Origin of the sequence: Acinetobacter sp. CIP 101934, from assembly GCF_000369585.1 — a bacterium.
In the GTDB taxonomy this organism is placed as follows: domain Bacteria; phylum Pseudomonadota; class Gammaproteobacteria; order Pseudomonadales; family Moraxellaceae; genus Acinetobacter; species Acinetobacter schindleri.
The window spans coordinates 2903042-2926215 of sequence record NZ_KB850094.1 but is presented as its reverse complement, the minus strand read 5'-3'; the positions used below and the strand labels follow the sequence as shown (position 1 = coordinate 2926215).

Below are 23174 nucleotides of genomic sequence, written 5' to 3'. Positions count from 1 at the left end.
ACGAAAGAGAAAAATCAGATTTCCCATTCATGATTACATTCACGGCATTTCCATTTTTTCTGGCTTTGCATGAATGCCTGCATAGAAATTTTAAAGTCAGGCAAGTCTTTATAGAACATAAAGCCTGCAATCAGACAGATCACGAATACAATCACTGTCGCAGTCTGTAGGGTAGTGCCTGCGCCGTCACCAAAAATCCACATACCAATACTGATGATCACCAGCAGAAGTAAGACAAATAGGGCAGGTACAAGAAGTACCAAGCTTTTTGGCACGACTGGACGTGCTGCTGGCTGACCTGGTTGTGCAAGCGGCATAATTTTAGGACTTTGACATTTCGGACAACGGTATTGCATTGCAACTCCAGAATTTTTCAATTTTGTCTATTTTAATCTTAATCATACAGAAAGCCAAAAGTGGCTCAAAGTTATCATAATAAATTTCAGACAATAAAAAACCCAAGTCGCAATGCTTGGGTTTTTTATTAAGATCACCATAATATATTATGGTGATCTTAAATATGGCGTCCCTACGGGGATTCGAACCCCGGTTACCGCCGTGAAAGGGCGATGTCCTAGGCCTCTAGACGATAGGGACAAATGAGGCAAATACACAAGTAAAGCAAGACTTTTGGTGGAGTCAAGGAGGATCGAACTCCTGACCTCTACAATGCCATTGTAGCGCTCTACCAACTGAGCTATGACCCCAGTCTGTGTGAGCGCTATATTATGGATATAACGTTCACACGTCAACTAAAAATTTAATTAAGCTTCATCAACTGCATCATTTTTCGGCAATTTTAAGCTTTCATTAAGTTTTTCCCAGACTTTCAGCTCTTTTTTGCTTGGACCACCGACAATTTCCAGGGCATGACGCAGACGGGCAAAGGTCAGGTCCGGTCCAATCGTCACCATGGTTTGCATCACGGGTGTAGATGCAGTTGAACCGGCAATGGCAATAAAGAAGGCTGGCATAAAGTCACGCAACTTGATGCCCATCTGATTGGCAAGATCCATCAGAGTTTGGCTGACCGTATCATTATTCCAGGTAAACAGGCTTTCCAGACGCCAAATTGCAAACTGCAAACTTTGACGTACCTGTTCTTCAGTCAGTTTTTTGCTTTCAAACTGTTCTTTAGACAGCGTAGGGAAATGGTTGAAATAATGCGCTGACCAGTTCACCGCTTCTGACAACAGGTTGATACGTGGTTGAATCGCAGCAGCAATTTCTTCTAATTTGGCACGATCAGCTTTCCAGGTCAGCAAGGTATCCAGAAGCTCAGCTGGAGAAAGTGCCTTAATCCACTGACCATTCAGCCAATTTAATTTTTCAACATCAAAGATCGGGCCGCCAAGAGAAACACGATTAATGTCAAAGTGTTCAATCATCTCAGTCAGTGTAAATTTTTCACGCTCATCTGGCATTGACCAGCCCATACGACCCAAGTAGTTCAGCAGGGCTTCTGGCAATACACCGATGTCTTTATAGTAGTTAATAGACGTCGGGTTTTTACGCTTAGACAGTTTTGATTTGTCCGGATTACGCAGTAGTGGCATGTGGCACAGCACTGGCATGTCCCAACCAAAATATTTGTATAGCAACTGATGTTTAGGCGCAGAAGGAATCCATTCTTCACCGCGAATCACATGGGTGATTTGCATCAGGTGATCATCGACCACGTTTGCCAAATGATAAGTTGGCAGACCGTCAGTTTTTAGCAGAATTTGCATGTCGACTTGCGCCCATGGAATTTCTACTTCACCACGCAACATATCATTGAAGGTACATACACCTTCAGTTGGCACTTTCATACGAATCACATGCGGTTCGCCAGCTGCCAGACGACGTGCGACTTCTTCTTTAGAGAGTTTCAAACCACGGCCATCGTAACGTGGTGATTCACCACGTGCCTGCTGTTCAGCACGCATTTCATCTAACTCTTGCGCAGTCGCAAAACAGTAGAAGGCATGACCTTTATCTACCAGCTCTTCAGCATATTTTTTATAGATGCTCATACGTTCTGACTGACGGTATGGCGCATGTGGACCGCCAACATCCGGACCTTCAGACCAGTTCAGGCCTAACCAGCGCAAAGAATCCAGAATCATTTTCTCTGATTCAGGGGTAGAGCGCAGCTGATCAGTATCTTCAATACGAAGAATAAATTCACCGCCGTGCTGCTTGGCAAAGCACAGGTTAAACAAGGCAATATAGGCAGTTCCTACATGAGGAAAACCTGTAGGAGAAGGGGCAATACGAGTACGAACAGTCATAGTCGGATGGAATCTAAATATAAATTTCTGGCTATTATAACGAAAAAGCCACATCACTTAATGCTTAATTCAACATTGAATGATATGGCTTTAGATCAGAAGCAGTTTTAAATGTTGCGAGCTGTCAGCTGATAATTAGGAATTGCTGCTAAAGAAAAAATTTTGCAGAAAACGAGTAAAACTCTGGTTTTGATCGGCAAAAAAGTTTTGTGATGGACGTACTTTAATTGCAGTCAAAACTTTCAGGTTTTCTTCAGGATGCAGAGATTTTTCAGTTTTTTGCTGCTGAATTGCCTTTTCAATAGGAGATGACTTAGTCACTGTTACTGCTGGTTTAGAGGCAGCAGCTGTTAGTGCAGCCGGATTATTAACTAGCTCAGGGTGCGCAACAACAGCGTTGCTGAATTGTGCGGTAAATAAAATGGATAGGCTCAGGATGCCGGTCTTGAACGTTGCAAATTTCATGTCCAAACTCCCTCTCTTGTTGTGGTGCTGGATTTATAGTCTTAGGTTTTTTGTTGTGTTGAATACAATTCAATCACATTTAACCTCTAAAAAGTAGAACCAAGTCACAAAATTTACAAAAAAAATAAATATGACAATGGAAAATTGAGAAAAATCAGAGATCACCTCATAACGGCGCTATTTTTAGCACAGGACTATGAAGAGACTATGAAGATTATATCCTAAAGTAATCAATTGATAGGCGATAAGTATAAAAAATGCAGAGAATTGTCATTTATAAGATATCTGAAAATAAGAAAAACTTTAAAATTATTATTATAAGCATATGATTGTTAAATATATTTCAAATTTATATAGTGTTTTTTAGATAAACAAAAGAGCTATTGTAATGAAAAAAATAATTGTATCTGCATTTTTCGCAGTGCTTTCGGGGACAAGTACACAGCTGGCAATAGCCAAAGATTTCCTGAATGTTTCCTACGATCCAACCCGTGAGTTCTATCAGGAATATAATGAAGAATTCGGCAAATTCTGGAAACAAAAAACCGGACAAACGGTTAACTTTAAGCAGTCACATGGGGGTTCAGGTAAACAGGCCCGTTCCGTAGTGGATGGTTTACAGGCAGATGTCGTAACATTGGCACTGGCCAATGACATTGAAGAAATCGTCACTGCTGGTCTGATTCATAAAGGCTGGCAAAAAGAGTTTCCGAATAACTCAGCACCTTATACTTCGACTATTGTCTTCTTGGTGCGTAAGGGTAATCCAAAACAGATTAGAGACTGGAATGACCTAACCAAGCCAGGGGTCGAAATTATTACCCCAAATCTGAAAACCGGTGGCGCACCACGCTGGATTTATCTGTCTGCCTGGGGCTATGCGCTGAAACAGCCGGGTGGTAATGATATCCAGGCCAAAGAACTGGTGAAAAAATTATATGGCAATGTCAAAGTGCTGGATTCAGGTGCGCGTGGATCTTTAACCACTTTTGCTGAGCGTGGCATCGGTGACGTGTTGTTGTCTTGGGAAAATGAAGCCTTGCTGGCGACTCAAGGTTTAGGTAAAGACAAATACGAAATTGTTTATCCGTCTATCTCGATCTTGGCTGAACCATCGGTGGCGATTGTCGACAAAAGTGTCGCGAAAAATGGTAATGCGAATCTGGCTAAAGGTTATTTGAACTACTTGTATTCACCGAAGGGACAGGAACTGGCAGCGAAATATTATTTCCGTCCGCGTGACCAAAAAGCGGCTGCAAAGTATGCAAAACAGTTTCCAAAAATTCAAACCTTTACAATTGATAAAGTGTTTGGTGGTTGGGCCAAGGCACAGAGAACTCATTTCGTAAATGGTGCAATCTACGACCAGATTTCTGCTGAAAACCGCTAATTTGCCATGGTTTTCTAAATACTTGATAAGACGGCAAAACGGATAAATTGCTTATCCGTTTTTTTCATATCTAAAGAATAAAATGCTATAAAACCTGCATAGCTCTATATTGTTAAAATTTTTATTATATAAAACATAATATTAAAACAAAAAATAACTGAATATTACCCTGTATACACTTTGTTTGCTGAATTGCGAAAAATAACTTTATTTCATATAGTTATATGAATACAAGATAATCCTCCCGTGCTCTCATGAAAACTCAGTTAAAATCAATATTTAGCGCTGCCTTATTGGCAACAGGTTTGACATTTACCGCAACTGCCACGCAAGCAGCTGACCGTGATTTTTTAAACGTGTCTTATGATGCAACCCGCGAGTTCTATGACGAATTCAATAAATCTTTTGGTGCTTACTGGAAAAGCCGCACCGGTATTAATGTAAACTTTAAACAGTCGCATGGTGGTTCTGGTAAACAGGCACGTTCGGTTGTTGATGGTCTGAAAGGCGATGTTGTGACGCTGGCTTTAGCCAATGACATTGAAGAAATCGTAAAATCGGGCCAGATCAAAGCGGGTTGGCAAAAGGAATTCCCATATAACTCTGCACCGTATACCTCGACTATTGTATTTATGGTGCGTAAGGGTAACCCTAAAGGAATTAAAGACTGGAAAGATCTGACTAAACCAGGCGTGGAAATTATTACACCAAACCCGAAAACTGGTGGTCTGCCACGTTGGGTGTATTTGTCAGCTTGGGGTTATGCAGAAAAACAACCGGGTGGCAGCAAGGCGAAAGCTCAAGAGTTTGTGGGCAAGCTTTATAAAAACGTAAAAGTCATGGACTCAGCTGCACGTGCATCGATGACTACCTTTGCAGAGCGTAATATTGGTGATGTATTGTTGACCTGGGAAAATGAAGCTTTAGTGACGCAAAAAACACTGGGTAAAGACAAGTTTGATATTATCTACCCATCTCTGACGATTCTGACTGAACCTTCTGTGGCAATTGTGGATCGTACTGTCGAGAAAAATGGCAATAAATGGTTAGCAACAGGCTATATCAATTATTTATATTCTCCACTCGGTCAGGAAATGGCAGCAAAACATTATTACCGTCCACGTAATCAGGAAGTTTTAGCGAAATACTCGAAGCAGTTCCCGAAAATCAAAACTTTTACCATTGATGAAGTATTCGGTGGCTGGGCCAATGCACAGAAAACTCATTTCGTGAATGGGGCGCTCTTTGATCAGATTTATAACTCAAAACGTTAATTTGTTGATTTAAAATTTAATTTTATAAATAAAGAAGCTTCCTCCAAGGAAGCTTTTTTATCGTTTGAGTAAAAATAAAAACGGTTTTCTCTATGGAAAATAATATTTATCTACAAAAAGTCGTTTGGAGCTTTAGCTAAACAGAGTGATAATGTGCAGTTAAATTTTTCGCCCTATTGATTGAGTTTTTATGTCCCATATTTCTGTATTGCTTCACGAAACCGTTGATGCCCTGGTGGCTGATCGAAATACGGGAATTTATGTGGATGGAACCTTCGGCCGTGGTGGCCATACGCGTCTTTTATTATCTAAATTAGATGAAAATGCCCGTGTTTATGCCTTTGATAAAGACCCTCAGGCACTTGAAACAGCGGCGATCCTGGAACAGGAAGATCCCCGGTTTAAAATTATTCATGCCAGCTTTGCTGACCTTAAAGAAGCACTTGCTGAGCATGGTATAGAAAGCGTGGATGGCGTGATGGCGGATTTAGGCGTGTCATCTCCACAGCTGGATCAGGCTGAACGTGGCTTTAGCTTTATGAAAGATGGTCCGCTGGATATGCGTATGGACAATTCACAAGGCCCGACCGCAGCTGAGTGGCTGGTGAATATTGAAGAAGAAGCTTTGGCCAATATCATTTTCCAGTATGGCGAAGAGCGATATAGCCGCCGGATTGCCAAAGCGATCAAGGCTGCCGGATATATTGATACGACAGCCAAGCTGGCAGAAATTGTCAAAGTGGCACACCCGAAATGGGAAAAAAATAAACATGCGGCAACCCGAACTTTCCAGGCGATTCGTATTGCTATTAATAAAGAATTAGAAGATATTGAAGTTTTCCTGCCACAAGCCGTTGAAGTACTTAAACCTCATGGCCGTTTGGCGGTTATTAGCTTCCATTCATTGGAAGACCGTTTAATTAAACAATTTATTCAAAAAGAATCTACCTTAGAGGAAGACTCGGGCTGGGGGATGCCGCAACAACGCAAGGATACACGTCGACTGAAAAAAGTATCCCGTATCAAGGCAAGTGATGAGGAAGTGAAAGCCAATCCTCGTTCACGTAGTGCATGGCTCCGAGTTGCAGAACGTTTAGCTTAATAGGCAAATAATGAAAACTGAAGTGGTCGAAAGGAAGTTGAATCAGTCAGGGATGAAGAAAGCCATTACTTACGGCATTCTGTTGATGATGGTTTTCATCAGTGCTGTATTTGTGGTATTTCAAGTCTTTGAATATCGTCAGGATTACCGAAAACTGAGCAGCTATCTGCGTGAGCGTGATGATCTCAATGCGGAGTGGGGGCGTTTGCTGATCGAGCAGCAGACCTTTGGTGCAACCGCCCAGATCGGAACACGTGCCGTGACCCAGCTCAGAATGTATTCTCCTCCTGTTTCACAGACCGTGGTGATTTCATTGCCACAAACTTCAGATGTAAAAAAATAAGGCTAGCGCTCAGACATGGTAGACAAGAAAACCAAGCAAGTGGCACGTAAAAAACAGTCCGTGACGACAAAAAATGCTTTAAGCGTTGATATTAGCCGTTTTTATATTATGTGGGCCGTGGTACTGCTGTGCTTTCTGGCTTTGATCGGGCGCGCTTTTTATGTACAGGTGATTAATAAAGAATTCCTGCAGAACAAGGCCAATGCCAAGATTTTAAGAACCGACAAAATTAAAGCCATGCGCGGTGTGATTTATGACCGTAATGGCGTGCCACTGGCGATAAGTACTCCAATTATGCGGGTGGTGATTGATCCACGTGATTATTTTGATAATAAAAAACTCTATGATGAAACGATTCAGGCTTTGGAAAAGGATCCGAATAACCGCAAGCTGAAACGTCAGTTACCGGATAAAAACCTGAACCTGGATGAACTGGCTGATGCGGTGGGTATGGATCGTGCCGACCTGCGCAAGAAAATGGAAGCGCGTCCGCGTTCCCGTTATCTGATCCTGAAAAAAGAAGTTCCGCCTCAACAGGCTGAGCTGATTATGAAGCGTAATTTCCAGGGTGTATACACCGAGAAAAACTATAAGCGTTACTATCCGCAGCCACAACCGAACTCACAGATTATTGGCTTGACCAACAGTGAGAGTGTGGGCATTGAAGGCCTGGAAATGCAGCTGAATACCCGTCTATCAGGTGTAGACGGCGAGCAGCAGATAGTACGTGATAAGAAGGGCAACCGCGTTAAAGACCCTGAAATTATTAAAGAAGTTGAAGCAGGGGAAAATATCACGCTTAGCATCGATTCACGCTTGCAGTACATTATGTATCGTGAACTGACTGCAGCAGGTGTTGCAAATAATGCCCGTTCTGCAACCGCAATCGCGGTGGATGTGAAGACGGGTGAAATTCTGGCGATGACTTCATGGCCAGCTTATAACCCGAATGATAAAAACGGATTATTGAACAAAGATGCGATGCGTAACCGCGGTGCGGTCGACTCTTTCGAGCCGGGTTCAACCATGAAGCCGCTGACTGTAGCGATGGCGCTGGAAAGTGGTAAATACACAGCCAATTCAGTGGTGAATACGACCCCGGGAAGTATGCGGGTCGGGAATCACACAATCCGGGATACCCACAATTATGGGCAATTAACCTTGGGTGGTATTATCCAGAAATCCTCTAACGTTGGTGTCGCCAAACTGGCGTTATCACTGCCTTATGAAACCTTGCCGACTTTCTATAAACGCCTTGGTTTTGGTCAGCGTTCTGCCGTGAAATTCCCGGGTGAAAGTGCCGGTCTGATTCTGCCACCTAGTAAATGGAACGTGTCTGAAGTGGCGACTATGTCTTATGGTTATGGTCTGAATGCGACGGTGCTACAACTGGCTGATGCCTATGCCATGCTGGCTAACAAGGGCGTAAAAGTCCCACTAAGCCTGTACAAATTAGAAGAGCAGCCGAAAGGCGAGCAGATGATTGATCCGAAAATTGCAGACCAGGTTCTGCTGATGATGGAAACTGCAACCTTGCCAGGGGGTACCGCTACTCGTGCGACAGTGCCAGGTTATCGGGTTGCAGGTAAAACAGGGACTGCGCATAAATTGCGTGCTGACCGTAAAGGTTATTCGACCAATGAATACCGTGCTTTATTTGCCGGCGTGGCACCAGTCAGTGACCCACGGATCGCTATGGTGGTGGTGGTAGAAAACCCGCAAGGCACCTACTATGGTGGTACGGTATCTGCGCCGGTCTTTGCGCGTGTAATGCAAGAGTCTTTACGCTTGCTGAATGTCCCATTGGACAAACCTTTAGAATCTCCCCAAGTCCAGTAAACAGGTGATCAATGTCGATAACATTTCAAGATCTCTACGCCGTTCAAGATAGTGCTGAATGGATGCGACAATCCTTTCAGGGCTTTGAGCTGGACAGCCGAAAAGTAAAATTAGGGCAAATTTTTATTGCCCTGACCAGTCTGTCTCAACCTGAGAAAACTGTGGAATATGCGAAAAAAGCGCTATCTCTAGGAGCACTGGCAGTCATTTCTGAACAGGATCTCGGAATCTCTCCTGCATTAGTCGTGACAAATGTACGGCATCTAATGGGGGGGTGGCAGAAACGTTATCTGCAAGCGACCCAGCCAGTACAGGCTGCAAGTATTCTGGCCGTGACTGGAACCAATGGAAAAACCACCATTTCTCGCTTGGTCGCAGAACTCTTGATGCTGCAAGGCAAACCTTGTGCGGTGATGGGCACCACGGGCAATGGAATTTTGCCAAATCTGGAAGCCTCTTCGCATACCACACTGGATGCGCTGCAATTGCAAAATGCCCTACATGGTTATGCGCAAGCGGGCGCAGAATTTGCTTCGATTGAAGCCAGTTCGCATGGTCTTGAACAAGGCCGCTTAAATGGCTGTGATATTGAAATTGCAGCTTATAGCAACCTGAGCCGTGACCATCTGGATTATCACGGTACGCTGGAAGCTTATGCTGAGGCCAAGTCACGTTTATTCAAATTTGAATCTCTGAAAGTTGCGATCATTAATCTGGATGACGCACATGCTCAGGTGATGATTGAGGCGGCTCAGGCTAATCTAGCGCAGCCGAAAATTTTGACTTATTCATTGTCGCAAGCTGCTGACTATCAGGTACAGGATATTCAATACCGGATTTCTGGTGCAGAATTTAAACTGATCACTGCGCAGGGTACATTCACCGTACACAGTCCACTCTTGGGTCATTTCAATGTTGAAAACCTAGTGGCGAGTCTGGTTGTTGCAGAACAGGCTGGTTTTGATTTAGCAAATTTGATTGAGACTGTGCCTAATCTAAAAGGCGCACCGGGTCGTATGCAGGTACTGCGTGATGGTGAGCGCTTGTTTGTAGTGGATTATGCCCATACGCCAGATGCTTTGACGCAGGTATTGGTGACTTTAAAACGCCATGTCAATAACAAGCTCTGGGCGGTATTTGGCTGTGGTGGTGACCGTGATCGTGGTAAACGTCCATTGATGGCACAAGCGGCTCTCAATGGTTCGGATATTGCGATTTTAACCTCTGACAATCCGCGTACTGAAAACCCGGAACAGATTTTCGCGGATATGAAGCAAGGTATCGATTTCGCTGGTAAAACTTATCAGGAAATTCATGACCGCCGTGAAGCGATCAAGTTTGTAGTGAAACATGCGCAAGCGGGTGATATTGTCGTGATTGCAGGCAAAGGGCATGAAAATTATCAGGAAATCGATGGCGTTCGCCATTGGTTTGATGATGTTGTCGAAGTACAGGCGGCCATTGATGCGCAGCACTGTAACTCTGATTCAGCATATCCAGCGCAGTAATAGGACGAATTTATGCATACTTCAACTACCAGTACTGTGCCTTTGGTACCTTGGACTGCAGTACAATTACAACAGGCGACTCAAGGTTACTGGCTGAATGACAAGCAGCCTGAAGGCGAAATTAAACGTATCCTGATGGATTCTCGTGATGCTGAAGCTGGTGATGCTTTTCTGGCTTTGAAAGGTGAACGCTTTGATGCACACGATTTCGTAGCACAAGTGGCGGCAAACGGTTGCCAAATTGTCATTGTCGATCATCCGGTTGATGCTGAAATCTGCCAATTGGTTGTGGACGATACCCGTCAGGCGCTGGGTCGTCTAGGCGCTTTCCGCCGTCAGCAAAATCCACAACTCAAAGTCATTGCCCTGACTGGCAGTAGCGGTAAGACCACTACCAAGGAAATGCTGGGTAGTATCTTGTCTCGTCTGGCACCAACTTTGGTGACGCGCGGTAACCTGAATAATGATCTCGGTGTGCCTGTGATGTTGCTGGAGCTGCGCCCAGAGCATCAATATGCAGTGATGGAGCTGGGGGCCAGCCATCAGGGTGAAATTGACTATACTGCTGGTCTGGTACAGCCGCACGTCGCCGGTATTATTAATATCGGCACGGCACACCTGGGTGAGTTCGGTGGTCGTGATGGGATTTGCTGTGCCAAGTCAGAAATTTATTCGCATATTTCTGAAACCTCTATTATTCCTGCAGCGGATGATTATGCCGAGCAGATTCGAGCTGCTGTGAAAACCGAAAAGACCTTAAGTTTTGGTCAGGGTGGAGAGGTCTACGCAACTGAGGTGGAATTACATCCGCAGTCTGCAAGCTTTATTTTGAATACACCTCAAGGTAATAAAACAGTAAACCTGCCATTTGCTGGTGAGCATAATGTGCAGAATGCAACTGCTGCTGCGGCCTTATCTTTAGCCCTTGGTATCAGCCTGGATGATATTGTGGCTGGCCTGGAAGAGGCAGTAGGTGCCAAAGGTCGTCTGAACTTCATCAAGCACAAAGAATTTGTGTTTATTGATGATACCTACAATGCCAACCCAAACTCGATGCGTGCTGCCGCTGACGTTTTAGCACAGCAGGAAGGTATCCGTGTCATGGTAATGGGTGATATTGGCGAACTAGGTGCGTCAGCTGCGATTGAGCATTATAAGCTGGGTCGCGATCTGGTTTCGGTAAAAGGCCTGAACTTTGTGGTGGCAGTCGGTGAATTTGCACCTGCCGCACAAGAAGGTGCGCGTAGTACACAATATGGTAAGAAAATGCAAGCTTTCCTGAATCAGGAGCAGGCATTACCGTTTTTAATTCGTTTGATTGAAACACATCAACCTCAGCCGATGTCATTCCTGTTTAAAGGGTCGCGTTTTACCCATATGGAAACATTGATGGCTGCATTGATGGAGAAACTCTAAATGCTGTTATGGCTATTTGAACAACTGGCGGGCTATGACAGCACGTTTCAGGTGGTTCGTTATTTAACATTACGTGCTTTGCTCAGTGTCTTGACGGCATTGACCATTGGTTTGGTGCTGGGCCCTGTGATGATTCGCAAGTTACAGGCACTGAAATATGGTCAGGCAGTCAGCTCATTTGCACCTGAAAACCATGCCAAAAAAATGGGTACACCGACTATGGGTGGTGTCCTGATTCTGCTATCAATTGGTATTTCGACCTTACTCTGGGCAGATTTATCGAATCCATACGTGTGGATTGTACTTGCAGTGATGGTGATTTTTGGTGCCGTTGGTTGGGCAGATGACTGGATCAAGATCCGTTATAAGGATAATGCCGGTTTGCCTGCACGCAAGAAGTTTTTCTGGACCTCTGTAGGTTCAATTGGTGCCGGTATTGCGCTTTATATGATTGCACAGCAACAACCGAATCCGGTCGTGACAGCCAACATGCTGGATGTGCTGATTCCATTCTTTAAGGATCACACGATTCCACTCTCAATTATTCCACTCGGTATTGGTTTTATTATCTTTACTTATTTCGTGATTAATGGCGCATCGAATGCCGTTAACCTGACGGATGGTCTGGATGGTCTGGCGATCATGCCGATCGTACTGGTGGCTGCTGGTCTAGGTGTTTTTGCTTATCTTGCGGGTGATGTACGTTTTGCGAACTATCTGCATATTCCATATGTAAAATATTCATCTGAGCTGGTGGTGATCTGTGCCGCGATGATTGGTGCGGGTCTGGCATTCCTCTGGTATAACGCTCACCCAGCTCAGGTGTTTATGGGTGATGTGGGTGCGTTATCTTTAGGTGCAATGCTGGGTACAATTGCCGTGATGGTGCGTCAGGAAATCGTGTTTGCGATTATGGCAGGTGTATTCTTGGTGGAAGCAATTTCTGTATTCTTGCAGATTGGTTCACTGCGGATGCGTAATAAACGCGTTTTCTTAATGGCACCTTTACATCACCATTATGAAAAGAAAGGCTGGCGTGAAACTCAAGTCGTCATTCGTTTCTGGATTATTACAATTATGCTGGTAGTTTTTGGCCTAATGACCTTAAAATTACGCTAAGAAATGCATTTGAAAAAGTCGGCGCATGCCGGCTTTTTTGTTTTGGAGAAATTAAAAAATGAACTTACTGATGTGTCCTGTTTGTCGTGAGCAGTTACGCTTAAATGAACGTACATGGCGCTGTGACAATCAGCATAGCTATGATATAGCCAAGCAGGGTTATGTGAATCTGCATGTAGTGCAGCATAAACACAGTAAAAATCCCGGTGATACACCTGAATCAGTACAGGCACGGCGCGCATTTTTAAGTGCAGGTCACTATGCTCCGTTGCAACAAGCAGTGGTACAAAAGATTCGTGAACTGCGTATTGAAAATCTGCTGGATATCGGCTGTGGAGAAGGGTATTACACTGATGCCATGCAACAGGAAGTACTGCAGTGTGTAGGCGTGGATATTGCCAAAAATGCGATTCAGGTAGCAGCGAAGCTGAATAAAGAGATTACTTGGGTAGTAGGTACAGGCGCAACTTTGCCTGTATTAGATGAGTCAATAGATCTATGTACCAGCCTGTTTAGCCCGATTCCGAAACAGGAAATTCTGCGTGTACTCAAGCCGAAATCTTATTTGATGGTTGTGACGCCTGCACCACAGCATTTGTATGCCATGCGAGAAGCCTTATTTAAGGAAGTTAAACCACACGAGCCACAAAAGTTTGTCGGGCAGTTGCAAGATGCATTTGATTTGGTGAGTGAACAGATTGTTGAAGCGCCTATGAATTTGCCACAAGCAGACTTAAAAAACCTGATTGCGATGACTCCGTACGCTTATAAGGCTAAACCGGAACGCCGTCTGGCACTTGAACAGCAGGAACAATTTGAATTAATGGCACAATACCAGATTTATCTTTTTCAAAAGAAATAATACTGATTATTATCTAAACAATATAAAGCCCTCAATTGAGGGCTTTATATTTGACTGCTTAATCGGGAAAGTTACTGAACCTGTTCAATCAGACTATCAAGAGAATCCGTTTTCTTTGGCTGCAATGGTTGTTCCTGCGTTGCTGGTGTTTCACCAGGTACAGTCAATTCTTCACCCGGTAGATCTTCAAAATCATTTTGCTCACGTCTAGGTATAACGACTGGAGCTGGACGATACAGTGGAGTGGCCATTGGTGGAGAAGAGTGGTCTTCCTGTACTTCTTCTAAATCCTGATTGATGACTCTAGTACGATTAACTGGGGCTTTGGCTTTACGATCCAGACGCACCCAGGATTCTGGTGTACCTTTTAGCGCATTGGCCATAAAGTCGGTCCAGATTGGCAGGGCAGCTACACCGCCATACTCACGGCGACCTAAAGTTGTTGGCTGGTCAAAGCCAACCCAGGTTACTGTTACTAGCTTGCCATTAAAGCCGGCAAACCAGGCATCCTTGGCATCGTTAGTGGTACCTGTCTTACCCCCTAGGTCACTACGCCCAATGCGTAAAGCTGCACGGCCAGTACCGTGCTGGATTACATCACGTAAAATGTTAGCCATTTCGTAGGCAGAGCTGGATTTAAGAATACGCTGTGCCTGACGGTAATTGCTATGTTCAGCCGAAACTTTCGGTGCTACTGCTTTGGTTTCCAGTGAGCGGTTATTCATTTCGATCACTTCATCATCTGGCGTCACCACGTCAGCAGATGCAATCGTTTGTTCTTCCTGGTTAATACAGGAAATGCAGGCATATTCAGGTTTTGCTTCAAAAATCGTCTTACCATAAGCATCTTCAATACGGCTGATGAAATGCGGCTGGATACGGTAACCGCCATTGGCGAAGGTGGCATAACCGGTTGCCATCTGAATAGGCAGTACTTGCGGCGTACCAAGGGCAATGGTGTAGTTGCGTGGAATCTGTTTGTCTTCCAGACCAAAATCCATAAACAATTGACGGGTGCGCTCAATCCCCACCGTTTGTAGCAGGCGCACAGAAACAGTATTACGTGAAAGGTATAAGGCACGACGTAAAGGAATCATGCCCAGATAACGACCATCTGAGTTTCGGGGGGTCCATTTACCAATCGTAATCGGTGCATCATTCACCATGGTATGCGGACTCATGCCGCGTTCCAATGCCAGTGCATAAACAAAAGGCTTGATGGTCGAACCCGGCTGACGCCAGCCTTGAATGGCACGGTTAAAAGTCGATTGATAAAAATTATAGCCACCCACCACTGCTTCAATGGCACCATTATTTGGATTGATGGCAATCAGCTGACCTTGAACTTTAGGAATCTGTACCAGTGCCCAGGAAGTTTTTTGTGCATTAGGACGTAAACGGACAATATCTTTCAGCTTAACAATATCCGCCGCATGCTTGGGTGCAGCGCCAACACTATTGGCGTTTCGGTAGCGGCGCGCCCATGACATTCCTGACCAGGGAACGGTGACGGTGGTTCCATCCTGCATTAAGGCTTCAAAACTATTTGGGTTGATTTTAGTGACTTGAGCAGGGTAGGTATTGGCAAAAGGCTGGAATTTTTTTAAGGGTTGATCATTTGCTTCAGCACCGCGCCAGCCATGACGTCGGTCATAAGCTTCAAGGCCTTCTTGTACGGATTGCTCAGCATACGCCTGACGTTGACTATTAATCGTGGTATAGACTTTATAGCCAGAATCGATGGCCTGTGCACCAAAATTCTGGATCAGTTCAGAACGAACCATCTCTCCGACATAGGGAAACTTATTGCGAGTGCTACGATCCGGCATATCCAGATTGATTGGTTCCGCAATCGCTTGCTGATACTGTGTCTGATTAAGATAACCAAGCTGCAGCATACGTCCCAGAATCCAGTTACGACGTTCAAGAGCACGTTTAGGGTTGGCGACCGGATTGTACTTGGAAGGGGCTTTCGGTAAACCAGCAATCATCGCCATCTGGGCAAGAGAAAGTTCTTCCAGGCTTTTGTTGTAATAGATTTTAGCCGCTGCTGCGATGCCATAAGCATTTTTACCCAAGAAAATCTTATTCACATAGAGGGTTAAAATTTCTTCTTTAGTCAGATTTTGCTCAATTTTGCGTGCCAGGAAAATTTCAGTCAGTTTGCGCTTCAGTGTTCGTTCTGGACTGAGATAATAGTTTTTTGCCACCTGCATAGTGATAGTTGAGCCACCAGTCTGTACATCGGAACCAGTGACGCTTTCACTTAGTGCCCGGCCCAAGCCTTTAAAACTGATGCCACTATGTTCGAAAAAGCTGGAATCTTCTGCAGCGAGGAAGGCATGAATAAATTCTGGTGGAATTTGATCATATTCTACAGGCACAGAAAGTTTGCCGCCATATTCTGCAATCAACTCTTGATCGGAACTAAATACTTGTAAAGGCTTAAGTAAAGGTGCCTTTTTAAGGATAGACATTTCAGGCAAAGATGGAGCAATATAAAGGTACATGCCATAAAAGCCCATCGGAATTGAGATCATAATTATGATAATGATCAAAAAAAATGGATGAACAAGGCCTGAACTGGATAGCTTTTTCATAACAAGTAAGTTTTAATAAGAGCTAATGGCAAACTAAGTGAGCGGTCAGTATATCCTTTAGATATACATAATGTTAGATGACTTATTGTATCTAGATAAAATTATTAGACCGATTATACCTAGTAGGCTACTTTATTTTTGGGGATAAAAAAATAATAGGAATGATATTGTGCGCAGGTTATATCGTAAGCCAAACAAGGGGTTAATAGGCGTCGACATCAGCTCGACTTCTGTTAAAGTTTTGGAACTCTCTATGAAAAGCGGACGGTACTGGGTAGAAAGCTATGCTTTGGTCCCATTACCAGAAGGTAGTGTTGTTGAAAAAAACATCTTAAATCCAGAAGCCGTCGGTGATGCTTTGGCTCGTGCTATTAACTTGGCCAATACCCAATCTAACCAGGCTGCATTTGCGATTCCTACGTCTATGGCGATCACCAAAACGATCGAAATGGATGCAGATATGACAAGTGATGAACGGGAAGTTCAAATTCGTGAAGATGCCGAACAATACATTCCGTTCCCGCTCGATGAAGCCAGTATTGACTTTGAAGTTTTGCCAGATCGATTGTCTAATCCAAATCGTGTCAACGTTCTGTTGGTCGCAACCCGTATTGAAAATGTCGAAGCCCGGTCTGAAGTATTGCAAATCGCGGGGATCACACCCAAGATTGCAGATGTAGAAAGCTTTGCATTGGAAAATGCTTTCAGGGTGTTTGCTGATACTTTACCAATGGGCGTAAATACTGTCGGTATTCTGGATATTGGTCATAGCATGACAACTCTATCAGTTATGCGGAACAACAAGATTATCTATACCCGTGAGCAGGTGTTTGGGGGGAAACAGCTGACTCAGGAAATCCAGAATCGTTACGGTCTGTCTTTTGAAGAAGCGGGACGCGCCAAGAAAACACGTGCATTGCCAGATGATTATGATATTGAAGTTTTAGAACCATTCTTGGATGCTGTGGTACAACAGGCGGCTCGTTCATTGCAGTTTTTCTTTTCATCTTCTCAGTTTAATGAAATTGACCATATCCTGTTGGCAGGGGGGAATGCCAATATACCGGGTCTGGCAAAATTATTACAGCAAAAGCTTGGTTACCGTGTCACGATCGCGAATCCATTTTTACAAATGGGCTTTTCTCCTCAAATTGATATTAAAAAAATTGAAAATGACGCGTCCTCACTCATGGTTGCATGTGGTTTGGCATTGAGGAGTTTTGATTAATGGCAAAAATTAACTTACTTCCTTGGCGTGATGAGCTCAGGATAAAAAGAAATAACGAATTTGTCGCATATTGCATCGGGGCCTTTTTGCTAGGGGTAACAGCAGCTGGAGGAAGCTGGTTCTACTATGATCAAAAATTACAGGATCAAGAACAAGCCAACCAACTCATCATCAGTACCAATCAGAATCTGGATGTACAGCTAAAATCTCTGGAAGGTTTACAGGAACAGCGTAATGCGATTGTGGAACGCATGAAACTGATTCAAGGTTTACAAACCCAGCGTCCAATTGCCGTACATCTTATTGACGAGATTGTACGTGTGACACCAAGTGATATGTATATCACCAAGTTTGACCGTGTCGGTGATAAGTTCACCATTGAAGGGAAAGCAGCAAGTCCAAATACGGTTGCAGAATTATTGCGTAATCTCGAAGCTTCTACCTGGTACCGTAATGCTTTCATGAATGCATTCCTGGTGGCGGAAGAGAACAAGGACAAGGCGCCAAGCTCTGTTATTCCACGTGTTGAAGAATCTTATGGCACATTTACAGTGACAGTGGATCTGGACCAGATTGCTCAACCGGTGCTTTCAGAACAACAGCCGCAAGCAGCTGCAGCAGCAGGAGGGGCGACATCATGAGCGAACAATTTGATGAATTAGGTCAGGAAGCTGTTGTTGTACCAAAAAATAAAATGACGGTAGAAAAGTTTTTTCAGCAATTTAATACCCTAGATCCAAATAACTATGGTAGCTGGCCAATGGCTGTAAAGATTACCTGCTGGGTATTTATTGTTTTCCTGGTTTTGATGCTGGCTTATTTCGGTCTGATTCGAGGCAAGATTGAATCAATTACTCAGGCCAATGCACAAGAACAGAATCTATTAAATGAATTTCGTGAGAAAGATTCCAAACTGCGTAATTTGCAACAATACCAACAGCAACTTCAGGATATGGAAGCAAGCTTTAACCAGCAGCTTGAACAGTTACCAAAGGAAACTGAAATTCCAGGCCTGGTTGAAGATATTAATTTGAGTGGTGTCAATGCCGGACTGAAGTTTAAGAATATCCGTCTTGAACCTGAAGTAAAGCAAGAGTTCTTTATTGAACAGCCAATTTCTATTGAAGCAACGGGTGATTATCATGCCTTCGGTTCATTTGTCAGCGGTATTGCAGGATTGTCTCGTATCGTGACGCTACACGACTTTACGATTACGGGTACTGAAAATAAAGAGAAGAAAACAGATATCCCGGTTGTAGATTATACCTTGAAGGCAAAAACCTATCGTTATGTCGGTAGTGCCAACTCAGCATCGGCAGATACAACAGCTGCGAATAGTCAGGGGGCACAGTAATGAAGATGATCAAGATTGCTTCAGCACTTACTGCCGGATTGATCCTGGCAGGTTGTGAATCACGTATTGATGTGGTCAATCAGGAAATGGCCAATATCCGCAATCAACCCGCATTGCCCATTGAACCAGCACCCGATTTTGCTCCGGTTGAAACTTTTAGTTATGCAGCACATCAGCTGAAAAGTCCTTTCTTGCCAAGTTCATTGGCAGCAGAACTGAAGATTATGGCAGGGAAACGGGTTTATCCAAACCTATCACGTCAATTGCAACCCTTAGAAAGTTATCCGCTTGAAACTTTGACCATGAAAGGAAGTCTCAAAAACCAGGCTGGACAGATTATGGCTTTAATTAATACGCCAGATGGGGAAATTGAACGTGTACAGCGTGGCAGTTATATGGGACTTAATCATGGTCGGGTGATCCATATCACACCGACACAAATTGATCTGATCGAGATTATTCCAGATGGACGCGATGGCTATGTGGAACGCCCTCGCAGTATGGTCCTGATTGGGCCTGCGCCATAAGTTAAAGGGAATAACAATGAATAAAAGTTTTAAAGAATTTATTTTTGGGGATGTTAATACAATGAATCATGTGTTTCGTCAGTTTTCAATGGGGGCAGTTGCCATTGCTGTAATGCAGGCGGCAAGTGCACAGGTTTCGATGACCAATGTGGTGCCAATGCAGATTCCAGGACAAGGTACTGAAATTCGTGTGATGTTTAATGGCTTGCCACCTCAACCACAAGCTTATCAATTAGAATCGCCATCACGTCTGATTCTGGATTTTGATAAAGCACAGCAGAATTTAAAACAAAGCAGTATTGCTGTTGCAACGAAAGAAGCAAGTTCTGTAGATGTGACTTCAGATGCCCAGCGTGCACGTTTAACTGTGAATCTGGCTGATGCGGGTGCATTTACCACGCGTGTTGAAGGCAATACCTTTATTCTAAAAATCAATTCAACCAATCCAGTTATCCCTGTACAGCCAGTTGTACAACAAAATACTCAAGGCATTACCAATATTGGGTTCCAGCGCGGGGCGAAAGGTGAAGGTCAGGTCGTGATCGATCTGGCGAGTGGTAATACACCGGTTGATGTACAACAGCAAGGTACTAAAGTTATTGTACGGGCATTAGGCTCCAAGATCCCGGCACATTTAACCCGTCGTCTGAATGTGAATGATTTTGCTACACCTGTTTCGACAGTAGATGCGGTCAACCAGAATGGCTCTGGAGTGGTTACCATTCAAACTTCAGATAGCTATGAATACATGGCTTATCAAACCGATAATAAACTGACAATTAGTTTAAAACGCCCAGAAGAGAAAAATCCATTACGTCCAAAAGCTGCTCAGCATTATACTGGTAAGAAAATTTCTTTAGATTTTCAGGATATTGAAGTTCGCCGAGTATTACAGCTACTAGCAGATTTCACTGACATTAATATGGTTGCAGCAGACAGCGTACAAGGCAATATTACTTTACGTCTTAAGGAAGTGCCTTGGGATCAGGCTTTAGATATTGTTTTAAAGACTAAGAATTTGGATAAGCGTCGTAATGGTAATGTAATCTGGATAGCGCCTGTATCTGAGCTCATTAAAGCTGAAGAAGAAGAAGCCAAAGCACTTGCACAAAGTGTAAAGCTTGCTCCTATTCAGACAGAATATATGCAACTCAGTTATGCCAAAGCAGCTGATATTGAAAAGCTCATCACGCAGAATAAAGGGGCCTCAAGTGCCGGTTCTAATACAGGCAGTACAAGTGGAGATGATAAGGAGAGTCTACTGAGTTCACGTGGTTCTATTTCTATTGATGCACGTACCAATACTTTAATTGTAAATGATACTCAGCCTTTTATCGATAAAATCCGCAATATGGTGGATCTGCTTGATGTACAGGTAAAGCAGGTCATGGTTGAAGCACGTATTGTGCGTGCATCGACTGAATTCACCAAAGAAATCGGGGTGAAATGGGGAATTCTTTCTCAGGGCATTACTAATAATAATAATCTATTAGTGGGTGGAAGTGACACTACACTTTGGGATTTGCGTGATCCTCAAGAAAGTGATTTAGGTGGATATACCTATGATATTCAACGCCCAGATAATTTGAATGTTGACTTGGGTGTTGCAAACCCTGCTGGTCGAATTGCTTTTGGCTTGATTAGCTTATCTGACTTTATGTTAGATCTGGAGCTTTCTGCTTTACAAGCAGATGGTTATGGTGAAGTGATCTCAACACCTAAAGTTTTAACAGCAGATAAGCAGGCGGCTAAAGTTTCATCAGGTACACAAATTCCGTATCAATCTTCAGAAGGGGGTGGTGCAAATGCAGTTTCAACTACTGAATTTATTGATGCAACCCTCAGCTTAGATGTAACTCCTAGTATTACACCTGACGGTAAAGTTCAGATGCTGCTCAATATTACCAGTGATACTCCTGGAAACCCGACTCCAACGGGTCAATTAACGATTAATAAAAATCAAATTAGCACTAATGTGCTGGTTGATAATGGAGAAACGGTAGTTTTGGGGGGGATTTTTGAGCAAGAAACACGGAATGGACAAACTAAAGTACCTTTCTTGGGAGATATTCCATATTTAGGTCATTTATTTCGTAGAGATCTTAAATCTGACAATAAGCGTGAGCTCCTGATTTTTGTTACACCTCGAATTGTTAATGACAGTGTTTCAAGAAATCATTAATATATTTTGAAATTAACAAAATGAATAGGTGACTCCTTGCCAAGCAAAGAGTTTGAATCCCTGCCAAATATCTATTTGGTAGGGCCGATGGGGGCGGGAAAGACAACAGTAGGACGGCATTTAGCAGAATTGTTAGGACGAGAATTTCTGGATAGTGATCATGAAATTGAGCGTAAAACAGGCGCAACGATTCCCTGGATCTTTGAAAAAGAGGGTGAGCAGGGCTTTCGTAGTCGTGAAACGGTTGTCATCGATGAGTTAACTTCACGACCACAGTTGGTTTTGGCCACAGGTGGTGGTGCGGTGACTCAGGCGCCTAACCGCGAATATCTGAAACAGCGAGGCATCGTTGTTTATCTCTACACTCCTGTGGAAATCCAGCTCCAGCGAACCTATCGCGACAAAAACCGTCCCTTATTACAAGTTGAAAATCCGGAACAGAAACTTAAAGATCTGCTTGCAATTCGGGATCCGCTGTATCGGGAAGTCGCACACTATATTATTGAGACCAATCAGGGTGCTGCACGTGATCTGGCACAGCGTATTCTGCATCTCATCCTTCCGAAAAAATAAGCTCAGTAGAAAAGTGGTTACCCCATCATGCAAACCTTACATGTCGAACTCGGTGAACGTCGTTACCCAATTTTTATTGGTAGCGATTTAAATCCTCAACAGCTGTTAGAACCTTATATTCATGGTAAACAGGTGATGATTGTCAGTAATGATACGGTGGCACCACTATATCTGGAACATTATAAGACAGCCTTGGAAAAACTGGGTAAAACGGTAGCGACCTGCATTTTACCGGATGGTGAGAAATTTAAGGATATTCAGCATTTAAACCTGATTTTTGATGCATTGCTTGAAGCAGGTTTTAACCGGGATTGTACGGTATTGGCATTGGGTGGTGGCGTGATTGGTGATATGGCTGGTTTTGCTTCAGCCTGTTTCCAGCGTGGTGTGTACTTTATTCAAGTGCCAACAACTTTGCTTTCGCAGGTGGATTCCAGTGTCGGTGGTAAAACCGGGATCAACCATCCACTCGGTAAAAACATGATTGGTGCTTTCCAGCAGCCACAAGTCGTGCTGGCGGATATGTCCCAGTTATCAACCTTGCCAGATCGTGAATTATCAGCAGGTCTTGCTGAAGTCATTAAATATGCATTACTCGGTGATAAGGACTTCCTGGTTTGGCTGGAAGCCAATATGGAAGGTCTGATTGCTCGTGATGAGCAGTTGCTCGCTGAAGCTGTTTATCGGTCCTGCGCGCATAAAGCCCGTATCGTGGCGAACGATGAAAAAGAGCAAGGTGAGCGTGCTTTACTCAACCTCGGTCATACTTTTGGCCATGCCATTGAGTCTTATCTGGGCTATGGTGAATGGCTGCATGGTGAGGCGGTGGCAACCGGTATGGTCATGGCCGCTGATTTATCACAGCGTATGGGCTGGATTTCCGAAGCCGAGGTAGAGCGTACAAAAAAAATCATTTCTCGTGCCAAACTTCCGATTGTTTGTCCTAAAATTCCTCTGGATGATTTCCTGGGATATATGGCACATGACAAAAAAGTCTTAAATGGACAGTTACGTCTGGTATTGCTGGAACAATTAGGACAAGCGATTATCACCCGAGACTTTGATGTAGAATTAATGAAGCAGGCCATTCTGGCCAATCAGGCATAGGTAATTTTAGAA

At 43.8% G+C, this 23174-nt stretch carries 20 protein-coding genes and 2 tRNA genes; 16 read left to right on the top strand and 6 right to left on the bottom strand.

The window, feature by feature from the left end; all coding sequences use genetic code 11:
• Positions 1-14: 14 nt before the first annotated feature.
• The 5 genes from F899_RS14240 to F899_RS14220 all read right to left on the bottom strand — a co-directional run bounded on the left by F899_RS14240 (position 15) and on the right by F899_RS14220 (position 2738).
• On the bottom strand, positions 15-356 hold the full coding sequence (locus tag F899_RS14240) for a hypothetical protein (protein WP_004810038.1): 342 nt from the start codon (positions 354-356) through the stop codon (positions 15-17).
• A gap of 165 nt (positions 357-521) precedes the next feature.
• Positions 522-597, bottom strand: a tRNA-Glu gene (locus F899_RS14235).
• Between the two features lie 34 nt (positions 598-631).
• Positions 632-707, bottom strand: a tRNA-Ala gene (locus tag F899_RS14230).
• A gap of 57 nt (positions 708-764) precedes the next feature.
• Positions 765-2273: a glutamate--tRNA ligase gene (gene gltX, locus F899_RS14225; RefSeq protein ID WP_004896292.1), complete on the bottom strand. Its 1509-nt coding sequence runs from the start codon at positions 2271-2273 to the stop codon at positions 765-767.
• A 135-nt stretch (positions 2274-2408) separates the two neighbouring features.
• On the bottom strand, positions 2409-2738 hold the full coding sequence (locus F899_RS14220; RefSeq protein ID WP_004896289.1) for a hypothetical protein: 330 nt from the start codon (positions 2736-2738) through the stop codon (positions 2409-2411).
• Positions 2739-3126: 388 nt separating this feature from the next.
• Here F899_RS14220 and F899_RS14215 point away from each other — a divergent pair, with 388 nt between their 5' ends.
• From F899_RS14215 to F899_RS14175, 9 genes are all read left to right on the top strand, one after another.
• A complete protein-coding gene (locus tag F899_RS14215) occupies positions 3127-4128 on the top strand; it encodes a sulfate ABC transporter substrate-binding protein (protein ID WP_004896287.1) in 1002 nt (333 codons plus the stop codon).
• A 254-nt stretch (positions 4129-4382) separates the two neighbouring features.
• Positions 4383-5402, top strand: coding sequence for a sulfate ABC transporter substrate-binding protein (locus F899_RS14210; RefSeq protein WP_005223477.1), 1020 nt, complete (start codon positions 4383-4385; stop codon positions 5400-5402).
• A gap of 190 nt (positions 5403-5592) precedes the next feature.
• Positions 5593-6504 carry a 16S rRNA (cytosine(1402)-N(4))-methyltransferase RsmH gene (gene rsmH / locus F899_RS14205; RefSeq protein WP_004896284.1) on the top strand — a complete coding sequence of 304 codons (912 nt, stop codon included), beginning with the start codon at positions 5593-5595 and terminating at the stop codon, positions 6502-6504.
• Between the two features lie 10 nt (positions 6505-6514).
• Positions 6515-6847, top strand: coding sequence for a cell division protein FtsL (locus F899_RS14200; RefSeq protein WP_004810026.1), 333 nt, complete (start codon positions 6515-6517; stop codon positions 6845-6847).
• A gap of 15 nt (positions 6848-6862) precedes the next feature.
• A complete protein-coding gene (gene ftsI, locus F899_RS14195) occupies positions 6863-8686 on the top strand; it encodes a penicillin-binding protein PBP3 (protein ID WP_004896283.1) in 1824 nt (607 codons plus the stop codon).
• 11 nt (positions 8687-8697) lie between these two features.
• On the top strand, positions 8698-10194 hold the full coding sequence (locus F899_RS14190) for a UDP-N-acetylmuramoyl-L-alanyl-D-glutamate--2,6-diaminopimelate ligase (RefSeq protein WP_004896282.1): 1497 nt from the start codon (positions 8698-8700) through the stop codon (positions 10192-10194).
• 12 nt (positions 10195-10206) lie between these two features.
• Entirely contained in the window at positions 10207-11610 is a 1404-nt protein-coding gene (locus tag F899_RS14185; RefSeq protein WP_005223475.1) for a UDP-N-acetylmuramoyl-tripeptide--D-alanyl-D-alanine ligase, read from the top strand.
• Positions 11611-12729 (top strand): phospho-N-acetylmuramoyl-pentapeptide-transferase, encoded by a 1119-nt coding sequence (gene mraY, locus F899_RS14180; protein WP_005223474.1) that lies wholly within the window; start codon positions 11611-11613, stop codon positions 12727-12729.
• Between the two features lie 58 nt (positions 12730-12787).
• Positions 12788-13591 carry a putative RNA methyltransferase gene (locus tag F899_RS14175; protein WP_005223473.1) on the top strand — a complete coding sequence of 268 codons (804 nt, stop codon included), beginning with the start codon at positions 12788-12790 and terminating at the stop codon, positions 13589-13591.
• Between the two features lie 71 nt (positions 13592-13662).
• Here F899_RS14175 and ponA read toward each other — a convergent pair whose 3' ends face one another.
• Positions 13663-16191 (bottom strand): penicillin-binding protein PBP1a, encoded by a 2529-nt coding sequence (gene ponA, locus F899_RS14170; protein ID WP_034434131.1) that lies wholly within the window; start codon positions 16189-16191, stop codon positions 13663-13665.
• A 169-nt stretch (positions 16192-16360) separates the two neighbouring features.
• Here ponA and F899_RS14165 point away from each other — a divergent pair, with 169 nt between their 5' ends.
• Genes F899_RS14165 through aroB form a run of 7 tightly spaced genes read left to right on the top strand, consistent with a single transcriptional unit; the run spans position 16361 to position 23162 of the window.
• Complete coding sequence (locus tag F899_RS14165) at positions 16361-17419, top strand: pilus assembly protein PilM (RefSeq protein WP_004810013.1); 1059 nt, start codon at positions 16361-16363, stop codon at positions 17417-17419.
• On the top strand, positions 17419-18060 hold the full coding sequence (locus F899_RS14160) for a PilN domain-containing protein (protein ID WP_005223471.1): 642 nt from the start codon (positions 17419-17421) through the stop codon (positions 18058-18060). The genes F899_RS14165 and F899_RS14160 overlap by 1 nt, the downstream gene beginning before the upstream one ends.
• Positions 18054-18773 (top strand): type IV pilus inner membrane component PilO, encoded by a 720-nt coding sequence (locus tag F899_RS14155; RefSeq protein WP_171063888.1) that lies wholly within the window; start codon positions 18054-18056, stop codon positions 18771-18773. Before F899_RS14160 ends, F899_RS14155 begins: the two co-directional genes overlap by 7 nt.
• Positions 18773-19300 (top strand): pilus assembly protein PilP, encoded by a 528-nt coding sequence (locus F899_RS14150; RefSeq protein WP_004810006.1) that lies wholly within the window; start codon positions 18773-18775, stop codon positions 19298-19300. Before F899_RS14155 ends, F899_RS14150 begins: the two co-directional genes overlap by 1 nt.
• A 16-nt stretch (positions 19301-19316) precedes the next feature.
• A complete protein-coding gene (gene pilQ, locus F899_RS14145; RefSeq protein ID WP_005223467.1) occupies positions 19317-21482 on the top strand; it encodes a type IV pilus secretin PilQ in 2166 nt (721 codons plus the stop codon).
• Positions 21483-21518: 36 nt separating this feature from the next.
• Positions 21519-22055: a shikimate kinase AroK gene (gene aroK, locus F899_RS15880; RefSeq protein WP_005223465.1), complete on the top strand. Its 537-nt coding sequence runs from the start codon at positions 21519-21521 to the stop codon at positions 22053-22055.
• A gap of 27 nt (positions 22056-22082) precedes the next feature.
• A complete protein-coding gene (aroB, locus tag F899_RS14135) occupies positions 22083-23162 on the top strand; it encodes a 3-dehydroquinate synthase (RefSeq protein WP_005223463.1) in 1080 nt (359 codons plus the stop codon).
• Positions 23163-23174 lie beyond the last annotated feature (12 nt).

Bases quoted from the DNA above. Each gene is read 5' to 3' on its own strand.
- mraY (WP_005223474.1), top strand. From the start codon at position 11,611: ATGCTGTTATGGCTATTTGAACAACTGGCGGGCTATGACAGCACGTTT.
- F899_RS14210 (WP_005223477.1), top strand. From the start codon at position 4,383: ATGAAAACTCAGTTAAAATCAATATTTAGCGCTGCCTTATTGGCAACA.
- ftsI (WP_004896283.1), top strand. From the start codon at position 6,863: ATGGTAGACAAGAAAACCAAGCAAGTGGCACGTAAAAAACAGTCCGTG.
- F899_RS14185 (WP_005223475.1), top strand. From the start codon at position 10,207: ATGCATACTTCAACTACCAGTACTGTGCCTTTGGTACCTTGGACTGCA.
- F899_RS14240 (WP_004810038.1), bottom strand. From the start codon at position 356: ATGCAATACCGTTGTCCGAAATGTCAAAGTCCTAAAATTATGCCGCTT.
- ponA (WP_034434131.1), bottom strand. From the start codon at position 16,191: ATGAAAAAGCTATCCAGTTCAGGCCTTGTTCATCCATTTTTTTTGATC.
- rsmH (WP_004896284.1), top strand. From the start codon at position 5,593: ATGTCCCATATTTCTGTATTGCTTCACGAAACCGTTGATGCCCTGGTG.
- gltX (WP_004896292.1), bottom strand. From the start codon at position 2,273: ATGACTGTTCGTACTCGTATTGCCCCTTCTCCTACAGGTTTTCCTCAT.
- pilQ (WP_005223467.1), top strand. From the start codon at position 19,317: ATGAATAAAAGTTTTAAAGAATTTATTTTTGGGGATGTTAATACAATG.
- F899_RS14150 (WP_004810006.1), top strand. From the start codon at position 18,773: ATGAAGATGATCAAGATTGCTTCAGCACTTACTGCCGGATTGATCCTG.
- F899_RS14190 (WP_004896282.1), top strand. From the start codon at position 8,698: ATGTCGATAACATTTCAAGATCTCTACGCCGTTCAAGATAGTGCTGAA.
- aroB (WP_005223463.1), top strand. From the start codon at position 22,083: ATGCAAACCTTACATGTCGAACTCGGTGAACGTCGTTACCCAATTTTT.
- F899_RS14175 (WP_005223473.1), top strand. From the start codon at position 12,788: ATGAACTTACTGATGTGTCCTGTTTGTCGTGAGCAGTTACGCTTAAAT.
- F899_RS14215 (WP_004896287.1), top strand. From the start codon at position 3,127: ATGAAAAAAATAATTGTATCTGCATTTTTCGCAGTGCTTTCGGGGACA.
- F899_RS14200 (WP_004810026.1), top strand. From the start codon at position 6,515: ATGAAAACTGAAGTGGTCGAAAGGAAGTTGAATCAGTCAGGGATGAAG.
- F899_RS14220 (WP_004896289.1), bottom strand. From the start codon at position 2,738: ATGAAATTTGCAACGTTCAAGACCGGCATCCTGAGCCTATCCATTTTA.
- F899_RS14160 (WP_005223471.1), top strand. From the start codon at position 17,419: ATGGCAAAAATTAACTTACTTCCTTGGCGTGATGAGCTCAGGATAAAA.